This is a genomic window from Bacillus sp. OTU530, from assembly GCF_038440375.1.
On the sequence record NZ_JASATP010000019.1, the window covers coordinates 91,787 to 106,281 of the forward strand.

General features: G+C 39.1%; 22 protein-coding genes and 1 pseudogene. 8 read left to right on the top strand and 15 right to left on the bottom strand.

The features are described from left to right. Position 1: 1 nt before the first annotated feature. The 12 genes from AAHB12_RS15680 to AAHB12_RS15735 all read right to left on the bottom strand — a co-directional run bounded on the left by AAHB12_RS15680 (position 2) and on the right by AAHB12_RS15735 (position 6,173). Positions 2-250, bottom strand: a complete 249-nt coding sequence (locus AAHB12_RS15680) for a helix-turn-helix domain containing protein (protein WP_342045944.1) — start codon at positions 248-250, stop codon at positions 2-4. Continuing rightward, on the bottom strand, positions 232-417 hold the full coding sequence (locus AAHB12_RS15685) for a hypothetical protein (protein WP_342045945.1): 186 nt from the start codon (positions 415-417) through the stop codon (positions 232-234). Before AAHB12_RS15685 ends, AAHB12_RS15680 begins: the two co-directional genes overlap by 19 nt. 5 nt (positions 418-422) lie before the next feature. Further along, positions 423-1,274, bottom strand: coding sequence for a DnaA ATPase domain-containing protein (locus tag AAHB12_RS15690; protein WP_342045946.1), 852 nt, complete (start codon positions 1,272-1,274; stop codon positions 423-425). Then, the gene (locus AAHB12_RS15695) at positions 1,216-2,187 is read right to left on the bottom strand and encodes a DnaD domain-containing protein (RefSeq protein WP_342045947.1); all 972 of its coding nucleotides are present in this window, start codon (positions 2,185-2,187) and stop codon (positions 1,216-1,218) included. Before AAHB12_RS15695 ends, AAHB12_RS15690 begins: the two co-directional genes overlap by 59 nt. A 184-nt stretch (positions 2,188-2,371) precedes the next feature. After that, on the bottom strand, positions 2,372-3,178 hold the full coding sequence (recT, locus tag AAHB12_RS15700; RefSeq protein WP_342045948.1) for a recombination protein RecT: 807 nt from the start codon (positions 3,176-3,178) through the stop codon (positions 2,372-2,374). 14 nt (positions 3,179-3,192) lie between these two features. Further along, a complete protein-coding gene (locus AAHB12_RS15705; RefSeq protein WP_342045949.1) occupies positions 3,193-4,128 on the bottom strand; it encodes a YqaJ viral recombinase family nuclease in 936 nt (311 codons plus the stop codon). A 79-nt stretch (positions 4,129-4,207) separates the two neighbouring features. Beyond that, positions 4,208-4,366, bottom strand: a complete 159-nt coding sequence (locus AAHB12_RS15710) for a hypothetical protein (RefSeq protein WP_342045950.1) — start codon at positions 4,364-4,366, stop codon at positions 4,208-4,210. Then, positions 4,363-4,662, bottom strand: coding sequence for a hypothetical protein (locus AAHB12_RS15715; RefSeq protein ID WP_342045951.1), 300 nt, complete (start codon positions 4,660-4,662; stop codon positions 4,363-4,365). Before AAHB12_RS15715 ends, AAHB12_RS15710 begins: the two co-directional genes overlap by 4 nt. Further along, entirely contained in the window at positions 4,659-5,318 is a 660-nt protein-coding gene (locus AAHB12_RS15720; RefSeq protein ID WP_342045952.1) for a Rha family transcriptional regulator, read from the bottom strand. The genes AAHB12_RS15715 and AAHB12_RS15720 overlap by 4 nt, the downstream gene beginning before the upstream one ends. Positions 5,319-5,431: 113 nt before the next feature. After that, positions 5,432-5,716, bottom strand: a complete 285-nt coding sequence (locus AAHB12_RS15725; RefSeq protein WP_342045953.1) for a helix-turn-helix domain-containing protein — start codon at positions 5,714-5,716, stop codon at positions 5,432-5,434. A 4-nt stretch (positions 5,717-5,720) separates the two neighbouring features. Continuing rightward, a complete protein-coding gene (locus tag AAHB12_RS15730) occupies positions 5,721-5,900 on the bottom strand; it encodes a hypothetical protein (RefSeq protein WP_342045954.1) in 180 nt (59 codons plus the stop codon). 57 nt (positions 5,901-5,957) lie between these two features. Further along, positions 5,958-6,173, bottom strand: coding sequence for a helix-turn-helix domain-containing protein (locus tag AAHB12_RS15735; RefSeq protein WP_342045955.1), 216 nt, complete (start codon positions 6,171-6,173; stop codon positions 5,958-5,960). Positions 6,174-6,339: 166 nt separating this feature from the next. Here AAHB12_RS15735 and AAHB12_RS15740 point away from each other — a divergent pair, with 166 nt between their 5' ends. From AAHB12_RS15740 to AAHB12_RS15750, 3 genes and pseudogenes are all read left to right on the top strand, one after another. After that, positions 6,340-6,747 carry a helix-turn-helix domain-containing protein gene (locus tag AAHB12_RS15740; RefSeq protein WP_342045956.1) on the top strand — a complete coding sequence of 136 codons (408 nt, stop codon included), beginning with the start codon at positions 6,340-6,342 and terminating at the stop codon, positions 6,745-6,747. A 304-nt stretch (positions 6,748-7,051) separates the two neighbouring features. After that, positions 7,052-7,159: pseudogene (locus AAHB12_RS15745) on the top strand (excalibur calcium-binding domain-containing protein); the annotation flags it as partial. 263 nt (positions 7,160-7,422) lie between these two features. Next, the gene (locus tag AAHB12_RS15750) at positions 7,423-8,424 is read left to right on the top strand and encodes a beta family protein (protein WP_342045957.1); all 1,002 of its coding nucleotides are present in this window, start codon (positions 7,423-7,425) and stop codon (positions 8,422-8,424) included. On the opposite strand, the gene AAHB12_RS15755 is transcribed toward AAHB12_RS15750, so the two are convergent. Further along, a complete protein-coding gene (locus AAHB12_RS15755) occupies positions 8,393-8,965 on the bottom strand; it encodes a sce7726 family protein (RefSeq protein WP_342045958.1) in 573 nt (190 codons plus the stop codon). The genes AAHB12_RS15750 and AAHB12_RS15755 overlap by 32 nt on opposite strands. Positions 8,966-9,197: 232 nt before the next feature. Here AAHB12_RS15755 and AAHB12_RS15760 point away from each other — a divergent pair, with 232 nt between their 5' ends. Then, positions 9,198-9,671 carry an ImmA/IrrE family metallo-endopeptidase gene (locus AAHB12_RS15760; RefSeq protein ID WP_342045959.1) on the top strand — a complete coding sequence of 158 codons (474 nt, stop codon included), beginning with the start codon at positions 9,198-9,200 and terminating at the stop codon, positions 9,669-9,671. A gap of 5 nt (positions 9,672-9,676) precedes the next feature. Then, positions 9,677-10,786: a site-specific integrase gene (locus AAHB12_RS15765; protein ID WP_342045960.1), complete on the top strand. Its 1,110-nt coding sequence runs from the start codon at positions 9,677-9,679 to the stop codon at positions 10,784-10,786. A 65-nt stretch (positions 10,787-10,851) separates the two neighbouring features. Here AAHB12_RS15765 and AAHB12_RS15770 read toward each other — a convergent pair whose 3' ends face one another. Beyond that, positions 10,852-11,037 carry a YozQ family protein gene (locus AAHB12_RS15770; protein ID WP_129726201.1) on the bottom strand — a complete coding sequence of 62 codons (186 nt, stop codon included), beginning with the start codon at positions 11,035-11,037 and terminating at the stop codon, positions 10,852-10,854. 303 nt (positions 11,038-11,340) lie between these two features. Then, entirely contained in the window at positions 11,341-12,060 is a 720-nt protein-coding gene (locus AAHB12_RS15775; RefSeq protein ID WP_342045961.1) for a metallophosphoesterase family protein, read from the bottom strand. 199 nt (positions 12,061-12,259) lie between these two features. On the opposite strand from AAHB12_RS15775, the gene AAHB12_RS15780 reads away from it, so the two are divergent. From AAHB12_RS15780 to AAHB12_RS15790, 3 genes are all read left to right on the top strand, one after another. Then, entirely contained in the window at positions 12,260-12,472 is a 213-nt protein-coding gene (locus AAHB12_RS15780) for a methionine aminopeptidase (RefSeq protein ID WP_129726199.1), read from the top strand. 360 nt (positions 12,473-12,832) lie between these two features. Continuing rightward, positions 12,833-13,111 (top strand): hypothetical protein, encoded by a 279-nt coding sequence (locus AAHB12_RS15785; RefSeq protein ID WP_342045962.1) that lies wholly within the window; start codon positions 12,833-12,835, stop codon positions 13,109-13,111. 163 nt (positions 13,112-13,274) lie between these two features. Then, on the top strand, positions 13,275-14,495 hold a 1,221-nt coding region (locus AAHB12_RS15790), incomplete at its 3' end, for an NAD(P)/FAD-dependent oxidoreductase (RefSeq protein ID WP_342045963.1).

Genomic DNA, 14,495 nt, shown 5'->3' on the forward strand with positions numbered 1-14,495 from the left:
TTTACATCATCACCCATCCCCATAGACCGCCTCTACGAGGCTTGATTTTCCCCTCTTCTGCCTGATCCAAGACGAGAACAACAACCTCGTTTTGCTTGCGCTTGAGCTGCTTTGCGATAGCAGGAAGAGAAAGACCCTCTTCCCACATCTCACGAAACTTGAGTACGTCATCCTCATCCCATAAGAAATTCAGGTCTTCTAACGCGATATACGTTGCTCTCCGTTCCACTGCTACGCGTGATTTATACATCTCACTAACTCCTGTTCCGCTGCTGCCAAACGTATTTCAAACTCTGCCATTCTTTCCCGAGAGCGTGCTATGCCTTCCTGAGCCACTTCACAGGAGCAAGGGACGAATGATAATATCCCTGCGCCTAACAGCTGTATAAGCTTGCCTGTACCGTTACATTCACACATGCTTGTCATCCTTTCGTTCGATAATCATCGCCTGAAACAGCAACAAGATAATCCTTTGCCATCCCTTGAAGCCGGCTCCATGCTGCGTACCCAATCTTTTCCGCTAATGTTTCATCGTCCTCATTAGAACTGAAGAGAATAGGTTTTTTCTTGCGATATCGACCATCAATGATTTGGTAATACAGGTTTTCCTTTGCTTCTGAGTGTTTTGATTTCCCCATATCATCCCAAATGAGCACATCTACCGAAATTGCATATCCGAGAAGGCGATTCAATTCCTCACCGTCGTCTTTTGCCATCTTTGCTGCAATGAGGTCGTCCATAAAACTCGCATCCGCAATCATCAGTACACGCTTGCCTTCCCCCTGCTTCATTAGATACTTCGCAGCAGCTACCTGTAGATGTGTTTTACCGAGTCCGAAATTGTTATATTTCAGCTTCGCTTCTGCCCGTTCTTTCGGCGGAAGCTGCCGGATACGAAGCTCTCCAAACTCAGCCATAAAACCGAGTGAATTATGCCTTTTTCTTTCGATCTCAGGAAACGCTCGTAAATAATCAGCCATGGTTTTATATAACAACTGCTGCGCTGTGGTTTCTTGGATGTAGCTATCAAACCGAGCATTGGCAAACTCTTCTGGAATCAGAGCGTTTTGTAAGCGGCGCTCTAGCCTACGTTGATTCCGACAATCACAAGGCTCTCCCACTTCCACGTAGTACACTTTTTCCTGCCCTTCACTGTCATAGCGAATCTGCGGTTCTTTCCTGAAGACAAACTCGCTGTCTTTGCATTTCGAGCACTTATACCCGTTTGATGAAACTTGGCATGCTTCTTCGTCTGTTTGCATCTTCTTCTGCATAGCTTCGGCTCGCTGGAGAATAGCTTCCATAGCCACTCCGATGTGTTGCATTCGTTCCACCGCCTTTTTGTTGATCATCTAGCGCTTTAACATCCGCAAGAGTGCGGCATTGATTGTTTTTCCATTTCATTAAGGTGCTTTCGATATACCGCCAGAAGCGTTTGTTTTTCCCTGCCGCTCGTTTGATTGCTTCTACCATCAACTCTTCACCGAGTAAATCTAGAAACTCTCCAAATTCCTCGTGATAGATCGGTGGGAGGTCTCCTATGTTTTCTTGGTATATTCGAAGTACTTTTGCATATACTGTATCCTGCATGTAATTGGGAATAGGATGACGAGGTATATCGTCGTCCTCTTTTTTATTTGTTGTATTCTCTGTAGTAATCTCTGTATACGTCTCACGTTCTAGCGTGGGAGGGTCTCCCGTTTTATCGTGAGAGGGTCTCCCGTTATAACGTGATAGGGTATCACTTTTTAACGTGGGAGGTATCTCGTTTTGTCGGTAGAGGGTCGATATGTTCTTAATTACTTCAGCCACCGGCTCGATAAACATCACATTGCTGTGCGGAACACTATTCACAGAGATTGTTCGGAACTCCAGCGTGATATATCCGTTATCTTTGAGATACTTACAAGCATCAACTACTTGACGCTTCGTAAATCCAAACGAATCTGCTAATTGCTGATAACTCTTTTGAAGCCTGTCAGCCTTGAATTTTTGCTTGTAGGACACCTGGCTTGTTTGTTCATCCTTTACTTCTGTTGGCTTGTACCAGTAAAAAATTTCACCAAGAATTACGATTGCAACCATATATGGTTTCCCGTTCGGTAAGGTAATGCTCTTGAACCATCCATGGTCCATAACATTGCCGCGCAAATTAATTTGTGCAATTTTCATAACCTGTTCATTCATGCTGTTCACTTCCTCTCGCATACTGCGATATAGCATTCTTTGTTCTTCTTCAATTTCAAGACCTGATAATCTGGATATGCTCGTCCCATGTAATCAAGGATAAGTTGCCGAAAATGATCATTATCCTGTGCCTTCTCTCTCCAAGCTGAAGAGAGGAGCACATTATGAACAGGACGTTTATCTATCATTCTTCAATCGGGAACGAACCTTGTTCCGGCTCCAGCGGTTGTTCTTGGTCAACAATCTCAATATCCGCTTCGATGTATTCCGGTTCTTCCGTGATATCCTTGCGCACCACTTCGTCTTGCTGTGCTTGTGACTGTACCTCGATACTGATCGGTAAGTATTTGAACATATAACGAACTACTGTTTTCTTTGCCATTTCTTCATAGTCTGTTGTCCAAGGGCTATAACTGGAGTTTGCAGACGGTGAACGCTTGCGGCGTTTCTCAATTTCACTTTTTGGCATAAATTCCATCTGATGACCGCCATCTTTAAAATGAGCTACCGCGTACGCACCGATAAATTCTCCACGCTCTCCAAACGATGGCTTGTGTGTCAATTTCGGATGTAACCCTAGTTCATAATCGAATTCATCATTTTCATATACTGCATGAGCATAAATGCTTTGAATGTGTCCAGATCGTCTAGCAAGGTCAATCATGCCTTTATAGCCAATGATGAATGTAGCCTCTTTTTTGTACGGTAAGATATAGCACTGACCAAGCAAACCAGGTTCAAGACCTAATTGAACAGCTGACATTACGGCACCCATTAAGGAAGGGACACTGCATTCTAAAAGCTTCGGATTCGTACGAATAGTTGTAAGAGCAATACGACTCATGCGATCCATATTCATGTGTTTCGGTAGTACCTCCGCCATACGTGGCGCCATTTTCTTCATATAACCTTCTACTAATTGTTCCGGTGTAGCTGGTTTATCTGCATTACGTTGTGCTAATTGACCTTTTAATTTATCGTTAGTTGCCATGGATTAGTTCCTCCTTATTTGACCAAAAATCGGCGCGAGTTTGTGACATTGACATACTTTTCATAGAAATCAGGATGTTCTTTTGCAAAACGTTTGCTGTCAAAGCGTTTAGAACTAACAGACTTCCAAGTAATCTGATACTTCTCTGTGCTGCCTGCTTCGTTTTCGCCAAGCATGGCCTTCAACTTGTTCTCATACTCAGCCTTTTGTGTTTCTAAGGCCTTAATCTCTTCATCAACTTGATTCCGTGCTTCAATGAGCATTTCAGCATCCTTACCTAAGCTAACAAAGCTATCTCTCAGTGATTCGGGATACATTGACTTAAGCAGCTCTGTTGAAGCTGGTGTACCATCAAACATCGGCGGTTCATTTTTCTCAATATGATTAATCCAAAAATCTTTTTCAATGTTTGTAATGTAATGAATGATTTCCTCGTCACGCTCAATGCGCTTGTAAACGAACTTGTTGCCACCAATCAACACCGCAATCCACCATGCCTCAAAGCCTGTAACTGCCATATAGTGCTGGCATTGGAGGAGGTAAGCCGTAGGAACCTCATCACCTTCCCACTCTTTTTTCATGTATGCCGATGTTGTTTTGCACTCTAAACCAACTTTTTCACCAACAATTAAACGGTCCACGTTTGCGAGCATCCAATAGTATTCGGGATGCTGCAGAATAGCGTTCCTGCGCTGTACCTTTAAACCTATTCGTAAGCTGAATTCCTTTGCTACTACTTCCTCTAGGACATTTCCAAAATAAGCAGCTTCGCTTTGCAATTCCTCTTGTTCTACTGCACCTGTTTTGTCTAAATACACACCAATTGGAGATTTCCATTTACTAAGACCCATGATTGCCGCTACATCACTGCCGCCGATGCCTTTTGTTCGATATCGCAACCATTCATCATGGTTCATGCCAAGCGTGTTCACTAGCACCTTTGCTTGCATGGTATTTCCTCCTTATATGTGGTAAACTAATCTAAACTGTTTTTTCTCAATGGTCTTCCTGCTGCAACAGGAAGGCTTTTTACTTTTGTACTGCCTGTAACACTTCCAACACTTCATCGATTGTTTCATCGATATCTTCCAAATCCTCAACACCAGGACATTGTGGAGTTTCTTGTAAAAGTGCCACTGCTTTTGCGATTGCTTCTTCAAGTGCTACCATACGCTCTACCACTGTCATTCGCTCACCTCCTTCAAGTGATACGCCCGAATCACATCGGCATTTGCTCCAATCTCCTCCATGCGATTAATCACCATCTGCACTTTTGTTCGTTCGTCTTTCAATTCATTCAGGCGTGTTTGCAATTCAATTTCACGAAGTTTCCAAATGCGGAATGCTGCGTTATCATCGTTATCAATCGCCTTCCACTGATGGCCTGACACATATTCCAATTCAGCACGGATTTTCACAGCTTCCTCCAGATTCTCCGGCAAAACCTGAGTGGAGAGTGAGGCACTCTTAAAGCTTGTTATCATGCTGTCACCTCTCTCCGAGGTATCCATCCTTCGATATAGCGAATAGCCAGCTGTAAATCTTTTCGTTTTAAATCCCGATAACTTGCAACTCCAAACCGGTCACGGATTTCTCTGTATAGCTCAGCGAACAATTCTGAACGACGAATTTTATCACTTACTTCTTCATATACCCGACTGGCGATTGCTTTCTGGACCCTACGCTGTTCACCGTGGTCGATAGTAATTTGCTCCTCAACTTTTGTTTCAAGAAGGTTTAACCGTTCCTCATGCTTCATCATTTCGGATGTCATCGTGTGAATCATTTGGAGCGGTGACATTGTTCGTTTTTGCAACTCCTCTTTCATGCGCCGGAATTCTTGTAGGAATTTCACTTTCATTTTCATGGCTTCCGGAGTTGTATACGCCATAGCGACAATCGTAAACGCATCTTCCGTCAAATTGTATTTGGGATACATCTGTTTATTTTGTTTGTGCTGATATTGGGTATGAGCAAAGTTGCGTAGACCCCATTGTTCTTCACCAACTTCTTCTAACTTTGCAATCTGTACTTCAATATCACGCATTACATCTGCATGACGCTTGTTGAAAACCTCCGCTACTGTAAGACTGTCAGTTACTGCTTCCCCATTGCTTACAAAAACTAAATCTTTGTCCATTCCGATTTCTCCCCTTATTTATTTGATATATTTGATGTATAACCAATGGAAGCTCCCTACTGTGACGACTGGCGCTAATACCAGCACATAAAGTAAAAACTCGAATGGGTTCATTAGCAAATTTCCTTTCCATCAGCCTGTTTTTCCATCCACTCATAAAACTTGTCACTAAGTACAATCCACTTTGTTCCTACCTTCATGGCTGGGAAATCCTTACGACGAACCAACTCATACATTTTTGTCATGCTCTGATGCAGGATGACCCCTGCTTCTTCCAAAGTCATAGTTGGATTCATGTTCCCTGTTGAAACTTTCCCGGCTACCGCTTCTACAATTTGAGGAATTGCCTTTTCAATGGCTTTCTCAACAATTTCTTGCATGATTTGCTCGTAACTCATGTTGTCACCTCGCTTCGTCAATATTTACGTATGGTCTCGAGTTATTCAGCTCATCAACTAATTTAAGTAAATCTTTTATTGCATCTTGTTTGCTGTATGCTGAGTCATCATGAAGATTAATAACAACATTCATTACGGAATGTTGAACTAAGAGAATCAAGCCTAACTCATGGATGTTTTTCATGGTGTCCTCTCCTTTTGTGCAAACTAATAAATAAGATACTTTTGCCAAAATGGCAATTTAATCTTCAAAAAAAAGCTCGCTCATACCAATGTTAAATACGTCAGCAACTCTTGCTAATTTATCGGCAGGAAATGCACATCTTCCTGTTTCTAAGTAATAATAACCATTAGGACTTCTATATCCCAAGATATTAGACATTTCCTGCAATGAAATCCCGGATTTTCTACGTAATGATTTGATTTTTTTTAAATCAACTTTTTTAAGCTTTAGCACCTTGCATCTCACCACCTTTGCCAAATCGGTAACTTATGACTTTATTCTATATTACCATTTTGGCAAAAACAACTGTTCTTTATCCGATTCGGCAAATATTTTTTTTTGTGTTTTACCAATGTGGTAAAATGTATTGACAATAGTACGGTGAAAGGAGGAGAACAAAATGGATGTATTAGCAGATAGAATTAAATCAATCAGAGAACGACATAATTACTCCCAAAAGCGCGTTGCAGAGGCACTGGGTATTTCGAATGTACAATTATCAAGATACGAATCGGGAGATCGTAAACCAGAACCAGAAACGATTAAAAAGATAGCTGACTTTTTTGATGTCTCTGTCGATTACTTATTAGGGAGGATAAATGTACCTAATACCTCTCCGGACCAACCCTACGACTCCCTCACCGAAATCACTAATTACTTAGAAAGTCTCGGCGTTAAAAGCATGGGCTTCTTCGATATTGAAAAATGGAAGAATCTTTCGCCAGAGGATGTTGAGGACATCAAGAGGCATTTCGAGTATACGTTACATAAGGCTATGGAGCGGAAGAAACAGCAGGAGAAGAGCTAAATACGAATTTCTGATACGTTATTTATATTACATACCGATGCATGTTACATAGGGCAACGGAGCGGCAAAAGCCGCAAATTTGATTAAGCATATAACAAAATTCACTGTTATTTAGGAATGCTTACAGACATTGAATACTGCACAGCGTCACACATCATGAATAGACATCACATGAAAACACGCTTATTTGGCGTGTTTTTAGTTCATTAACAAATATCTGAATATTCCTTATATTACGCATTTTTAGTCTAAACAGTATTTTAAGGGGGTGGTTACTATACAATAATTCAAATAATTACTATAGAAAAACAAAGGCGGAAAAACAAAATACAAACCACATGTTTCAAAGGCGCTATATGATGCTAATAAAAGTAAGGATCGCGATAAAGACTTGATTGCTTGTGAAAAATGATCACTTGTTTTCTAATTCGTCATCTTGGGAGACTACTCTTGGTAACAACCGTTCTCTAATAAGAACGAATGGCAGTGAAAAACGGAAAAGTTTCTTTTTAAAATTTTTTATGGTGCAATAAATAAATACAAATCATGAAAATATGTAGGAATAGAGGGTATTCCTAGGAGCACTTAGGAGAAGCTGCATCCAGAGGAACTTACATCTCACTTGATTGTTCCTGTTAATATATAAAACTATTACTAACAATGGAGGTTTTGAGTATGTTGTATGTTCCTATTTTGAAATGTAAGCAGGGCGAAAAGGATGCGCTTTACTCTTTGAAGGACAGCGTAAAAGATGAGATTGTTCCACTACTAGAAATCACGCCTGATGTCGTTGCAAAGGGGAATTTTAACGGCGTAGAAGATTTTTGGAAAGATCGTCCTTTTATCTTAGATATTTCCCCTGAATATCGCCAAGAATTAAGCGACGAAGAATATTATAAATTGATTGGAAAGTGTAACAAGGAACAAGCTATACCCGTCATTAAATTGGCCGATAACGAAGAGAGAATTACCAGACTAATCGCTGAATATGCTAACGGCGTGGCTTTGAGACTGTACCTCCATGAAATTCTTGATGACGATTTTGAACTCAATTATGATGAATTCTCAACAAAACTAGACCTTCGTAACACAGATTTGATAATTGATGTACAGCATGTTGAAAGCTCTAAAATCAATGAAGCCTCATTTTTAATAAGAGGAGCTTTAAATTTAATTGAGGGCATCGGTGGTGAGTACAGAAATGTAATTTTCTCAAGTAACTCTTTCCCCGAAACCTTGCAAGTTGAGAAATATGAACTTTCAGCTATTCCGAGAGTAGAAACAAACCTGTTTGAAAAAGTTAAGCCTTATTTTTCTAAGAAAAAAGTAAATCTAATCTACTCGGATTACTCAATCAACCACTGGAGTTTCTTTGAATTCGTACGCGGAATGCAACCATCATTTAACATCCGGTATACAGCCGAAGACTTTTATATAGTCTATAAGGGTGACACTGTTAAAAAGGGTGGTCTAAAAATTGAGAAGGTGCAAGAGGGGTGTAATCTTCTAGTATCCTCAATATACTTTAAGGGTAAAGATTACTCTTGGGGAGACAATGAAATCCATGAGAAAGCGACTGGAGAAACCACGAGACCGGGCGGGCTCACAACATGGCGTGCCATCGGTACTAATCATCATATCACTTTCATTGTAGATCTTCTCTCCAGCCAGTCCTAGTCTTTAACGTCTCCCTTGTATAATCTCTTAGATTCTTAAAAGGGATACTGTTTATAGCCAACTCCTTTAAGCCTGCTCTATCTTTATTGGAATACCCTCGTATTTTATTTTCTTTTAAATACGATTTTATTTCCGGATTCCAGAGCAGGTCTAAAAGGTTGGTTAAGATTATTTTTTTGTTCACCTTACATCCTCTTAATCGTTTAATTGAGATATTCCCAAAACGATTTATATATGCAACTTCTATCCCCCAATGATCAGGCACGACCTCTTGTATTTTATCAGCAAACTTCTTCCCCACAACTATAGTGATTTTATCGAAAGTTTTATCGTAACAAGGAATTTGGTTAGACAATCTATCTAAGCTATCGTGATCGCTTTTTATTTCAAAACCATGAAGAACACCATTAGCAACAACTACATCTGCTCGGGCTAAACCGTCACAAATAGCTAGTTCCTCAATGATGCGATAGTGCTTATCTTCGTTTTCTTTACGAAGTCTCTCTATTAATTTTTCCCTAATATCAAAATCAGTGAGCATAAAATCACTCCGATATTTATTTTCTTTTAAGATTCTACCATATGTTCGCCTTTTATGTACTAAATATTCGATATGCTTTAAAACAAACCTTCCTGAAGCCTTGAGTCTTTTTGCTCTAAAACGAATCTACATTTTAGATAAAATTTCTAAAAAAGCCTCTTTGCAAGCTTTTTCTTTTTATATTACAATAAGAACATAAGTTCGTTTTATATACATCTACGAGGTGACATTCATGTTTTCTGGCTATCGTACTACTCCACTTGAAGATTGGGTAACTACCTTTTACAAACGTATAGGTATACAAAAACCTTCCGATTTACAAATTGATATCATCGCTGAACATTGTGATGTCATTTTAATAATCGATGAGGCAGAATCCAGCTATATTATCACTGATCTTTTTCAAATCATTACATTGGATTCTCGCCTGTCACCTGAAAAACAAAAAGAAACATTCTTTCATGAGTTGTGTCATATCCTTCGCCATGAAGGGATGCAAGGAAAAATGCCGTACATGTTCCGAGAGTGGCAAGAATGGGATGCGGTAAATTTCACCAAATATGCGGCAATTCCAGCTCATATGCTACAATATATCCGTCTCGATCGAGACAGTATCGCCGAAATGTCTAATCTATTCAAGGTAACTCCTGAACTGTGCAAAGCACGCTTGGAACAAATTCGTAACAGACTGTATATAAGGGAGTGACATGGATGAAAGGGCATACTTACAAGCGGGGTAAAACATGGACATATGTCGTGGACACCGGATACGATGAAATAAGCGGGAAAAGAAAACAAAAAACAAAAGGCGGTTTTGCTACAAAAAAAGAAGCACAAACCGCACTAGCGAAAGTAGTTTCAGAAATATCAGAAGGTTCATATGTAGAACTTTCAAAAGAAACAGTTGAGAATCTTCTTGCCATGTGGTTAGAAATGAAAAAGGCTTCTCTAAAAGAAACAACTTTCATTTCATACGAAACATCCGTCAAACACATTGTATATCATTTAGGAAGAGTCACGCTAGAAAAATTAAACGCGACACAAATCCAGCGAATGTGTAACACGCTTGCCAATGACCTAAGCTCAACTACCGTCAATAAAATCCATAACGTTCTCAAACGTTGCTTAAGGTATGCTGTAAAGATTGGAATGATTCAGAAAAATCCAGCCGAGTTTGTAGACCCTCAAAAAGAAGAACCAAAGGAACTGGTTGTATGGGACGAACAACAAGCTCAACACTTCATGGAATTAACAAAAAAAAGTCGAAATCATATTGCTTTTGTGCTAGCACTCACGACAGGTATGCGAAAAGGAGAGATTCTTGGTCTCCGTTGGCAAGATATAGACTTTGAAAACAAGTCCCTATCCATTCGCCAAACTTTGTCACCCCTAAATAAAATCCAAACGGGTGGGAAGACTACGGCAGCAAGAAGATTCATTTCCCTTCCAGATATGACGTTAGATGCTCTAAAGCAACATCGACTACGGCTGAAGAAAGAAAAATTAAAGATGGGCGAAGCGTATACTGATAACGACCTTGTTGTTTGTACTCGATTCGGTAATGTTCTCGGTCATAATGATTTATCAGATAGCTTTCAACTCTATTTGAAGCGCTCTGGGTTACCGAAAATCCGTTTCCACGATCTCCGACATACACACGCTACGCTACTTCTGAAAGCGGGCGTTCATGTGAAAATTGTATCTGAGCGTTTAGGACATACGAATATCGCTATCACACTTAACACATACAGCCACATTATGCCCGGCATGCAAGAAGAAGCTGTAAGAAAGTTTGAAGAACTTTTTCAAACGGCAAAGTAACGATTGTTAGCAAAATGTTATCAAATCATAAAAAAGCATCGTAATCAACACTTGAAAACCCAGTATTATTGCGGGTTTTCAAGTGAAGCAGAATCATTACCTATGGTATCAATTGTACCGTCTGTATACATACTGCTCACTTGTCTATGCGTGATTGCAAACCCTTGTACCGTTTCCGAATCATCATGATGCTCAGCCGGATTGTAATGCAACAAATCCGCCATAAATAAGCTTGGTTTCTTTTCTGTCATATGGCACGTCTCCTTTAACTATTGTCTTACCTACTTTTTGTTTAAGTAGAAAAAAATATAATAGGAAGAATAATCCAATCCTCTTTATCAAATATCACTTGGTGTCTTTATATGAATTTTCTTATGTTAGATGTTTTTGAGGATAAATAAATTAAATACAGTAAATGAAATTTCATGTTTTTTTGCATCATCAAAAAAACGTTTCCACCGTTGAAGTTTCACACTCAAAAAACAAATCCCCCATAACTCACACATTGTATCGTTATGGGGGATTTGTTTTATTGTAAGCTTAAAAAGATTTGCTTATATTCTAGCTTTACGCAAAACTTGTGTCATCATATCTGCGTTAGGATAATCCTTTTCTTGATATTGTTGAATCACCTTTTCTATATCAAAACTCACGCGCTCAATAGATGTTCTAAAACCATCCTCCTGTATCTCGACAATACCATAGGAAGCTTTATTCATTCCATCGAAGGGCAAGCCAACACTCCCAATATTCATAATTACTTTACCATCAAGATAGCGAATATACGGCTTATGAATGTGCGCGTATACATACAGATTCGCTTCCACAGTTGACATCATTTTAGATTGTAAAGTTTCATCATCCGCGTTTGGCGGTATAATATCGAACAGACTGTTCGGCGTTGCATGAAATGCATGAAATGATATACCTTCGACTGTAGAATTTATTTCTGTAGGCAAGCTGTCTAAGTATTCAATATCAGCTTGGTCTAACTGGGATACAATCCAGTCACGTTCCGTGTTCATTAGTTGCAAAATCTTATCAGGCACTTCTCCCTGACGAACTCCACGGACTACCCATTCATCTGCATTCCCCTTAATAACCTCTGTATGTAATGAACGAATTAAATCAAGAGAACGCTTAGGTTCTGGACCACGGTAACAAATATCACCAAGCACATACACTTTATCAACCTGTTTTTTACTTACATCCTCTAATACAGCCTCAAGTGCAACTGCGTTTCCGTGGATATCAGATATAAATGCTAGCTTCATTCCCATTCAACCCCCATTCTTACTTACAACATCCCTTTTCAAAGCTATAAAGAATGATAAGACAAGATTACCTTGTTAACCATTTTTATTCAAGTTCAAATCGCACTTCTTTTGTAAAAGAAAAGTGAAGCTGATCATGATCCGAGAATAAAATATCATCCTTCCTCACAAACTAAAAAAATGAATGGGAGGTGAGTAAATGGGACTCTTTAGTACAATTTCTAACTGGAGAACCGCAAGTTATGAAAAACATAAATCTAATATGCAATCACTAGGTCATTGTCCTGATTGCAGCGGAGCAGGCATGATTCTTTACCCTGCACTCAGCAGCTCGTTTTATATTCCTACGTATGATTGCCCAGGCTGTAATGGAAGCGGTTTATACACTGACTGGTTTGAGGCCAATCAATAAATCTTTTATTAAAAGGGATATCTCGTCTCTGAAAAGCCCAAAGAAGGGACAACTGCTACCTTAAAATTGTTAAAAATTATCGATCTAGGCAGTTTAAAACAAGTTAAGTTTACTATTGAACTTAATTTGTTTTTTTGTTCATAAAGCTTCTAGTTTCGTGCTTAACGCTAACCTTTAGTAAATTTTATGATTTTGCTTTTGACGACATGATTGTGACAACTTCTATAGACAAATAAAAAAATATATCTATTTAAAAACCTCCCCCCTAAAAATTATCTACAGATTAGTTAGCAGGAATGAATCCCCTAAACAGCGAACTATACTAACGTACGTAGACTTTTAATTGGGAAAGGGGTAAAGATGATGATATTTTCCGAATGGGATGAAGCATTCAGCCACCAGGACCCGCAGACAGAAACAGAAGCAGTTTCTCAACAACCTATCAATGATAATAATATTTTGCTTTTGTTGGACATAGCAAAGCAGCTAGACAAATGCATTAAAAGTTTAGAAGCGGAATACGGAGCAAAAGCTACAAAGCTTGCAGAAATTCCATTTAATCAGCTAATAGATTATATTTTCAATATTTGCAAAATAACTCCCTCTATCAACAGCCGTAATATAAATCTTTCTAAATAAAAAGCAGTGCTACAGCTGCTTTTTTTTGTGTGCCGAACAATCTTCCTTTTGTTTTATAAACGAAATATGCACATATAAGTTAACCTTCGAAAGATAATGATAGTTACTTTTATCCTGATAATTAAGTGTAACGCTAGTATCTATAGGCAGGGGGCAGGGAAGGATGAAACAAAATTATGATGTCATCATTGTTGGAGCCCGTATTGCAGGGTCTACATTAGCTTATGAGCTATCAAAAAAAGGATATGACATTCTCCTCTTAGAGCGAAGTACCTTTCCAAGCGATATTTTGTCCACTCATAACTTTTTTAATAATTCTGTAGGTATGCTCAGAGAAATGGGTGTATTAGGTCGATTACTTGCAACCAGAACACCAACATATAAGCGAGCTTATATACAATTTGACCAAAATATAATTGACGGTTCCTTTCCTGAAGTAAATGGTGAAACGGATTGTTTATGTATACGTCGTACATATCTTGATCAGATTTTGTTCGAACATGCCTCAGAGCACGAAAAAGTCACTGCGATAGAAGGATTTCGTGTGACTGACATAGTTTCTAAGAATGGCAGAATAGAAGGAGTCATCGGAATAGATCAAGCAGGAAATACAAGCAGCTATATGACCAAACTCGTGATTGGGGCAGATGGCAGAAATTCCACAATTCGAAGATTAGTAAACAGTGAGAGATTAAAATCTGTTCCCACAGATTTTGCCTCCTATGTCGCCTATTTAGATCACTATCCCCAGAAGAATGAAATATGTACTGAATTCTATAAAATTAATGATAAATTATTAATTTCGTTTCCAACAAGTGATAATTTGTGCGTGATAGGCATTATGTTCCCACTAGAGGATATAGAGTGGAGAGAAACCTTTAGGAGCAACCCTGTGCTAGGCTTCCGCTCCCTCATTAATACCGAATTTAGCAATACTGATCTTCCTGCTCGAATGCAAGACGCCCGCTTCGTAGGGCCGATTAGAGGACTTTTAGGCTACGACAACGATTGGTATAAAGGGATGGGCAAAGGATGGGCCTTAATCGGAGATGCCGTGTCCTTTAAAGATCCTGCTGTAGGTCAAGGCATGCATGATGCGATCTATGAATCACGAATACTAAGTGAGATATTAAATACACATAGCTCTTGGGATGACAACTGGGAGGAAATGGCGAACACTTATCAAAACTTGATGGAATCAAAAATGAAAACACGATTTGAAATGGCATGCCAATTCACAAAAAATATTCCATTTTCAGATCAACAGCACTTCATAAACAGTATGATTGCCTCTGACTCTAACCTAACGCAAATGTTTCTCGGTGTATATAACTATACGTTTGAACCCCAAGATTTAGAGAATAAAATTAAAGAACTCATTGCT

Bases quoted from the DNA above. Each gene is read 5' to 3' on its own strand.
- AAHB12_RS15680 (WP_342045944.1), bottom strand. From the start codon at position 250: ATGTATAAATCACGCGTAGCAGTGGAACGGAGAGCAACGTATATCGCG.
- AAHB12_RS15685 (WP_342045945.1), bottom strand. From the start codon at position 417: ATGTGTGAATGTAACGGTACAGGCAAGCTTATACAGCTGTTAGGCGCA.
- AAHB12_RS15690 (WP_342045946.1), bottom strand. From the start codon at position 1,274: ATGCAGAAGAAGATGCAAACAGACGAAGAAGCATGCCAAGTTTCATCA.
- AAHB12_RS15695 (WP_342045947.1), bottom strand. From the start codon at position 2,187: ATGAATGAACAGGTTATGAAAATTGCACAAATTAATTTGCGCGGCAAT.
- recT (WP_342045948.1), bottom strand. From the start codon at position 3,178: ATGGCAACTAACGATAAATTAAAAGGTCAATTAGCACAACGTAATGCA.
- AAHB12_RS15705 (WP_342045949.1), bottom strand. From the start codon at position 4,128: ATGCAAGCAAAGGTGCTAGTGAACACGCTTGGCATGAACCATGATGAA.
- AAHB12_RS15710 (WP_342045950.1), bottom strand. From the start codon at position 4,366: ATGACAGTGGTAGAGCGTATGGTAGCACTTGAAGAAGCAATCGCAAAA.
- AAHB12_RS15715 (WP_342045951.1), bottom strand. From the start codon at position 4,662: ATGATAACAAGCTTTAAGAGTGCCTCACTCTCCACTCAGGTTTTGCCG.
- AAHB12_RS15720 (WP_342045952.1), bottom strand. From the start codon at position 5,318: ATGGACAAAGATTTAGTTTTTGTAAGCAATGGGGAAGCAGTAACTGAC.
- AAHB12_RS15725 (WP_342045953.1), bottom strand. From the start codon at position 5,716: ATGAGTTACGAGCAAATCATGCAAGAAATTGTTGAGAAAGCCATTGAA.
- AAHB12_RS15730 (WP_342045954.1), bottom strand. From the start codon at position 5,900: ATGAAAAACATCCATGAGTTAGGCTTGATTCTCTTAGTTCAACATTCC.
- AAHB12_RS15740 (WP_342045956.1), top strand. From the start codon at position 6,340: ATGGATGTATTAGCAGATAGAATTAAATCAATCAGAGAACGACATAAT.
- AAHB12_RS15750 (WP_342045957.1), top strand. From the start codon at position 7,423: ATGTTGTATGTTCCTATTTTGAAATGTAAGCAGGGCGAAAAGGATGCG.
- AAHB12_RS15755 (WP_342045958.1), bottom strand. From the start codon at position 8,965: ATGCTCACTGATTTTGATATTAGGGAAAAATTAATAGAGAGACTTCGT.
- AAHB12_RS15760 (WP_342045959.1), top strand. From the start codon at position 9,198: ATGTTTTCTGGCTATCGTACTACTCCACTTGAAGATTGGGTAACTACC.
- AAHB12_RS15765 (WP_342045960.1), top strand. From the start codon at position 9,677: ATGAAAGGGCATACTTACAAGCGGGGTAAAACATGGACATATGTCGTG.
- AAHB12_RS15770 (WP_129726201.1), bottom strand. From the start codon at position 11,037: ATGACAGAAAAGAAACCAAGCTTATTTATGGCGGATTTGTTGCATTAC.
- AAHB12_RS15775 (WP_342045961.1), bottom strand. From the start codon at position 12,060: ATGAAGCTAGCATTTATATCTGATATCCACGGAAACGCAGTTGCACTT.
- AAHB12_RS15780 (WP_129726199.1), top strand. From the start codon at position 12,260: ATGGGACTCTTTAGTACAATTTCTAACTGGAGAACCGCAAGTTATGAA.
- AAHB12_RS15785 (WP_342045962.1), top strand. From the start codon at position 12,833: ATGATGATATTTTCCGAATGGGATGAAGCATTCAGCCACCAGGACCCG.